Source organism: Asanoa sp. NPDC049475, from assembly GCF_040676915.1.
GTDB lineage: Bacteria > Actinomycetota > Actinomycetes > Mycobacteriales > Micromonosporaceae > Asanoa.
Map to the genome: position 1 here is coordinate 466,849 of NZ_JBFAPY010000006.1, position 6,056 is coordinate 472,904.

A 6,056-nucleotide genomic window follows, 5' to 3' on the forward strand; every position below is an offset into this window, starting at 1 on the left:
ATCACCGAACCCGGCTGGTATACCGGACGGCAGCCCACGGAGGGGTCGTAGCCCAATTGGCATGAGGCAAACGGTTTAGGTCCGTAAAAGTGCGGGTTCGAGTCCCGTCGACCCTACATCAATGTCGATGAGTATTAGCAGGTCGAAGCCGAGAGACGAGGTGGTGGCGAGCATTTCGGTTGGGCAACCCAGGCCGAGGAGGTAGTCGTCACCAGGTCCGGGCATGAGCCTGTCGTCATCGTGCCGCTGGCCGAGTACGAGTCGACGAAGGAGACGGAGTATCTGCTCCGGAACCCGAGCAACGCCGCCGCCCTGCGCCGATCGATGGCCGAGCTGGAAGGCGGGGATGTGCAGGAACACGACCTCGTCGACCCGGATCCGTTCCAGGAGGTCGCGTGACGATCGTCTTCACCACGACCGCCTGGGGCCAGTATTTAGCCACACCGACCGAAAAATGGCCATGAAGGGGTCGGCAAACCAGAACCACTTCATGGCGAGCTGTCCGGGTTCTGGTCGAGACGAATAGATCGCGAGATCTTGGCTTGTCGCTATCACTACGGCGAGCGTTAGAGCTGGTCAGGGGCCTCGATTCCGAGCAGCGTCAACCCAGCGTGCAGAGTGTCGCCCGTCAGGTGGCAGAGGGCCAGTCGGTTCGCGCGCGTTGGGCCCGTGGCACGTAGGACCGGGCACTGGTCGTAGAACGTCGTGAACGTCTGGGCGAGTCTGTGCAGGTAGCCGCACAACCGATGAGGCTCGTAGGTCGCCGCTACGTCGGACAGGGTCTCCGCGAAACCGTCCAGGTCCAGGATCAGTGACCGCTCGGCCGACTCCAACGCTGGTGCGTCACCGTCGACCTGTGGGTGGCTACTGCCCGCCCGGGCCAGGATCGAGCGGATCCGGGCGTGCGCGTACTGCAGGTAGACGGCCGTGTCGCCGGTCAGGGCCAGCATCCGGTCCGGGTCGTAGACGTAGTCGCGGGTGCGGCCTGTCGCCAGGTCGGCGTACTTGACCGCCCCGATGCCAACCGCCCGTGCCCGTTCGTCCAGAGCCGTGCCGGTCAGGTCCGGGTTCTTCGCCGCGACCACCGCGCGGGCGCGGTCGACCGCGTCCGTGAGCAGGTCGATCAGGCGGATCGTGTCTCCGCTGCGGGTCCGGAACGGGCGGCCGTCGCTGCCCAGGACGGCACCGAACGCCACGTGCTTCGCGTCTACCCCGGTCGGCAGCCAACCCGCCCGCGCGGCCGTGTCGAACACGAGCCGGAAGTGCAGCGACTGCCGGGCGTCGACCACGTAGAGGAGCCGGTCGGCACGCAGGTCACCGACGCGTTGCCGCAGCGCGGCCAGGTCCGTTGCCGCGTAGCCGAAGCCGCCGTCGCTCTTGCGGATGATCAGCGGCGTCGACGTGAAGTCGGCGAAGACGCAGAGGGCGCCGTCGCTGACCACCGCGACGCCCTTGCGCTCGAGCTCGTCGGCGATGCCGGGCAGGGCCGCGTTGTACGCGCTTTCGCCGACCGCGTCGGCCGGTGTCAGCCGTACACCCAGGCGGTCGTAGACCTCGGTGAAGTAACGCGCCGACTCGTCGACCATCTCCCGCCACGCGGCCACCGTCCGCGCGTCGCCGCTCTGGAGGGCGACCACCCGCCGCCGGGCGCGGTCAGCGAACGCCGGGTCGGCCTCGAAGCGCGCCCGCGCCGACCGGTAGAGGCCCAACAGGTGGCTCATGGAGGTGGGCGACGGATGCTCGAACAACTGCTGCACGAGCATGCCGAACTGGGTGCCCCAGTCGCCGAGGTGGTTGCGCCGGACGACGTCTCCACCGAGATGTTCGAGGGTGCGCACCAGCGCGTCACCGATGATGGTCGAGCGCAGGTGGCCGACGTGCATCTCCTTGGCCACGTTGGGCTGCGAGTAGTCGACGACCGTGGTGACGCCCGACTCCGGCGTGCCGATGCCGAGCCGCGGGTCGGCGAGCCGGGCGGCGAGTTGCCCGAGCAGCGCGCCGTCGGTGAGGTCGAGGTTGACGAAACCCGGGCCGGCGACGGACGCGGCGGCCAGCCGGTCGCCGGTGGGCAACGCCGCCGTGACCTCGGCCGCCAAGGCGCGCGGGTCGCGGCGCAGGGCGCCGGCGGACGCGAGCACCCCGTCGGCCTGGAAGTCAGCGTGCTGGGAGCGGCGGATCCGCGGCGCGACCTTCGAGACACCCGCGGTCGCCAGGGCGGCGGACACGGCGTCGGACAGGGACGCGGCGAGCGGCGGAACGGCCATGCATAGATGATCCGGTCCGGGGCTCGGCGTCGCCACCGAGATTCGAACGTCGAGCCCCACCGTCAGCGGGTACGAGACCCCCAACGAGTCCTCGTACCCAGGTGACCTCTATTTGTTGATCTCCGCGAGCCGGCGGCTCTCCTTGTCGCGGAAGGCGGCGCCGAACGAGATCTTGCCGTTGGTGCGCAGCAGCGAGCCCTCGTAGACCCGGGCGCCGACGCCGATCAGCGCGAACGCCGCGAGCACCATGATGCCCAGCGAGAGCACCGGCTCCCAGCCCGCCGCGTCGCCGGTGAACAGCCGGACCGGCATCGCCGTCGGCGCGGAGAACGGGATGTAGGACAGCAGCGTCATCACCGGCTTGTTGTCGTTCAGGAAGATCACCAGGAAGAACGGCAGCATCACCACCAGCTGCAGCGGCATCGAGACGCCCTGCAGGTCCTCGAGGCGGTTGACCAGCGCTCCGGCCGCCGCCCACAGGGCCGCGAGCATCACGAAGCCGACCACGAAGAACGGCACGAACCAGCCGATCGCGGGACCGATCAGCGACAGCAGCCCGCCGCTGTCGGTGAGCTGGAGGCTGGCGACCGTGACCGCGGCGATCAGGGCGACCTGGGTCAACGCGAGCACGCCACCGGCGATCACCTTGCCGGCCAGCAGCGCGCGGGTAGGCACGCTGGCGACCAGGATCTCGACGATCCGGGTCTGCTTCTCCTCCACGACGCTCTGCGATATCTGCAGGCCGAACGTCAACGACGTGAAGAAGAAGACGACCGCGAAGCCGAAGGGCACGAGGTACGCGAGCAGGGGGTCGACCGCGTCCGGATTGAGGAGCTGGACCGCCGGCTCGACGCTGAGGGCCGACACGACGTCGCCGGGAGCGTCGTCCATCGCGAGGACCTTCGGGTCGCCGCCCCCCGTCACCACGGCGGCGTCCACGTCTCCGTCGCGTACCGCCTGCTCGGCGGCAACCTCGTCAGGGACCTGGGTCACTTCCAGGCCGGCGTCGCGCAGGGTGGTCGCGGTGGCCGCGTCGGCGACCGCGACGCTCGACGCACCGCCACCGAGCAGCGCCGGCAACACAGCGCTGCCGACGCCGAACAGGAGGAAGAAGATCGTACTGATGAGGAACGTCTTGTCCTTGATCTTGACCTTCAGCTCGCGGGCCGCGACGAGCCGGATGGCGGACGACGTGTTCATCGGGCAACCTCTCGGAAGATCTCGGCGAGCGACGGAGTGACGGGGCCGAACGACCTCACCGGGCCGCGGTCCAGCGCCGCACGCAGCACGACCTGGTCGTCGGCGTCGTCGGCGAGGTCGAACACGGCGCGCGCACCGTCGAGGTCGATCAGCGACACCCCGGGCAGGTCGCGCACCCAACCGGCGTCGCCGGCCACGATCAAAGAGAAACGCCGCTGGGAGTACGCCTCGCGCAGGCTGTCCCGGCTGCCCGCCGCGCGGATAGCACCGTCGGCGATGATCACCAGGTCGTCGCAGAGCCGTTCGACGACGTCGAGCTGGTGGCTGGAGAAGAGCACCGGTACGCCGCGGTGGGTGTGCTCGCGCAGCACGGAGACGACGGTGTCGACGGCCATCGGGTCGAGGCCGGAGAACGGCTCGTCGAGCACCAGCACGTCGGGATCGTGCACGAGCGCGGCGGCGATCTGCGCGCGCTGCTGGTTGCCGAGCGACAGGTTCTCGACGGGGTCGTTGGCCCGCTCGCCGAGGCTCAGCCACTCGAGCAGCTCGTCCACCTTGCGACGGACGGCGTCGAGCGTCATCCCGTGGAGGCGGCCGAGGTAGACGAGCTGGTCACGTACGGTCATCTTCGGGTAGAGACCGCGCTCCTCCGGCATGTAACCGAACCGGCGCCGGTCCTCGCGGGTCAGCTTCGAGCCCTGCCAGGTCACCTCACCCGAGTCCGGGGCGAGCACACCCAGGATGATCCGCATGCTGGTCGTCTTGCCGGCGCCGTTGGCGCCGACGAACCCCGTCATCCGGCCTGCGGTGACGTCGAACGTCACGTCGCGGAGCACTCGGCGGTCGCCGAAGCTCCGGTTGATCGCTTCGAGATGAAGCACCTTCGTCATGCCTCAAAGGCTATGGAAGGGCGCTTTCACCGTCGTCCGGCGCGAGATCGACCGTGAGCATCCCCCGCGCGACGGACCCATGTCCCCCACGCGGCGATCCCTATCGCCGCGGCCCAGGTCAGAACGGTCCCCGCGCGGGCCATGCCTGTGGACCGCGCGGCCCAGGTCACAGCGGTCCCCCGCGCGGCGTCCGGCGACCGGATCAGCGCGGATAGATCCTGGCCAGTAGTGGCTGCCAGGCCACCATGTCCGTGGGGTGTGGGCGGTTGCCGGTTGGTGGGTCGACGATCGCGTCCGGCCAGAAGACCGTCAGCCAGTCGCGTTCGACCTTGCCCAGGCGGGGCAGGTTCGCGCGGATCAGGCTCGCGAGCTCCGCTTCCCGTTCGCGGGTGTGGGCGTGCCGCACCAGGTAGGTGACCGCCGGAATGGACATGTATTGCATCGCGAACGGAAGGTGGTGTCGTTCGCCGTCGGTGAGGTCCAGGGCGAGCAGCGCTTGCACGTGGTCGACCGCGCGCTCGTCACCCACGCACGACAGGGCGACCAGCGCGTAGTTGCGGACGCTGTCGTCACCGTCGTAGAGGGCTTCGGCCAGCAGGTCGGAGGCCTCCGCCCCGGACCGCTTCGCCAACGCCACCAGGCCCGTGCAGCGCAGGTCGGGCTCGACGGCCAGATCAGCCACCAGACCACGCAGGAACGGGACGCCCTTGGGGCCGGTGGCCTCACCCAGCGCCGCGACGACGACAACGCTCGGCGGCGCTGTCGCCGCCAGCAGGGACGCCTCCCCCGCCGGCCCGCCGTGCACGGCCGCGGCGAGCTGTTCCTCGGACTCCCAGTCGGTCAGCATGGTCAGCCGCCCGGGGTGACGACGCCGTGTTCGTACGCGAAGACCACCGCCTGGGTGCGGTCGCGCAGGCCGAGCTTGGTCAACACCCGGCTGACGTGGGTCTTCACCGTGGCCTCGCCCAGGTGCATCGACGCCGCGATCTCGGCGTTGGTGGCACCGCGGGCCATCGCGACCAGCACCTCGTGCTCGCGGGCCGTGAGCTCCGTCAGTTGCTCGCCGCTGGTGCGCGGAGTGCCGCCCGGCCGGGCGAACGTGGCGATCACGCGGCGGGTGATCTCGGGTGCGAGCAGCGCGTCGCCCCGGGCCAGCACGCGGACCGCGTCGATCAGCGCCTCCGGCGTGCCGTTCTTGAGCAGGAAGCCGCTGGCGCCGGCCTCCAGCGCGGCGAAGAGGTAGTCGTCGCGGTCGAACGTGGTCAGGATCAGCACCGCCGGGCCGTCGGGGGTCGCGGTGATGCGGCGCGTGGCGGCCAGGCCGTCGAGGCCCGGCATCTCGACGTCCATCAGCACCACGTCGGGTTGGAGCGCGCTCACCAGCCGCACGGCCTGCTCGCCGTCGGACGCCTCGCCGATCACCTCGAAGTCGTCTTCGGTCTCGAGGATCACCCGGAAGCCGGTGCGGACCAGATGGTGGTCGTCGGCCAGCAGGACCTTGATGGCGGTCATGCCGCGTCCCCACTGCGTGGTGACGCGCCCTGCCCGGGCGGGCTCTGCCGATGATGTCCTCGCCAAGGCTCGGTCATGCCGCGTCCCCACTGCCTGGTGACGCGCCCTGCCCGGGCGGGCTCTGCCGATGATGTCCTCGCCAAGGCTCGGTCATGCCGCGTCCCCACTGCCTGGTGACGCGCCCTGCCCG

5 protein-coding genes, 1 tRNA gene and 2 pseudogenes are annotated in these 6,056 nt (G+C 70.0%); 3 read left to right on the forward strand and 5 right to left on the reverse strand.

All coding sequences use genetic code 11. From position 1 onward, the window contains the following. Positions 1–41 precede the first annotated feature (41 nt). The 3 genes and pseudogenes from AB0J88_RS26430 to AB0J88_RS26440 form a co-directional block, all read left to right on the forward strand. Positions 42–116: transfer RNA gene (locus AB0J88_RS26430), tRNA-Leu, on the forward strand. Positions 117–204: 88 nt separating this feature from the next. Next, positions 205–399 (forward strand): annotated as a pseudogene (locus tag AB0J88_RS26435) (type II toxin-antitoxin system prevent-host-death family antitoxin); the annotation flags it as partial. A 66-nt stretch (positions 400–465) separates the two neighbouring features. Continuing rightward, positions 466–570 (forward strand): annotated as a pseudogene (locus AB0J88_RS26440) (type II toxin-antitoxin system YoeB family toxin); the annotation flags it as partial. Here the strand turns inward: AB0J88_RS26440 and argS are convergent. The 5 genes from argS to AB0J88_RS26465 form a co-directional block, all read right to left on the reverse strand. Next, positions 567–2,264 (reverse strand): arginine--tRNA ligase, encoded by a 1,698-nt coding sequence (gene argS / locus AB0J88_RS26445; protein WP_364351337.1) that lies wholly within the window; start codon positions 2,262–2,264, stop codon positions 567–569. The pseudogene AB0J88_RS26440 and the gene argS sit on opposite strands and share 4 nt — an antisense overlap. Positions 2,265–2,372: 108 nt before the next feature. Further along, the gene (locus AB0J88_RS26450; RefSeq protein WP_364351334.1) at positions 2,373–3,464 is read right to left on the reverse strand and encodes an ABC transporter permease; all 1,092 of its coding nucleotides are present in this window, start codon (positions 3,462–3,464) and stop codon (positions 2,373–2,375) included. Continuing rightward, the gene (locus AB0J88_RS26455) at positions 3,461–4,354 is read right to left on the reverse strand and encodes an ATP-binding cassette domain-containing protein (RefSeq protein ID WP_364351331.1); all 894 of its coding nucleotides are present in this window, start codon (positions 4,352–4,354) and stop codon (positions 3,461–3,463) included. Before AB0J88_RS26455 ends, AB0J88_RS26450 begins: the two co-directional genes overlap by 4 nt. A 202-nt stretch (positions 4,355–4,556) precedes the next feature. After that, a complete protein-coding gene (locus tag AB0J88_RS26460; RefSeq protein WP_364351328.1) occupies positions 4,557–5,201 on the reverse strand; it encodes a hypothetical protein in 645 nt (214 codons plus the stop codon). A 2-nt stretch (positions 5,202–5,203) separates the two neighbouring features. Further along, complete coding sequence (locus tag AB0J88_RS26465; RefSeq protein WP_364351325.1) at positions 5,204–5,866, reverse strand: response regulator transcription factor; 663 nt, start codon at positions 5,864–5,866, stop codon at positions 5,204–5,206. Positions 5,867–6,056: the final 190 nt, after the last annotated feature.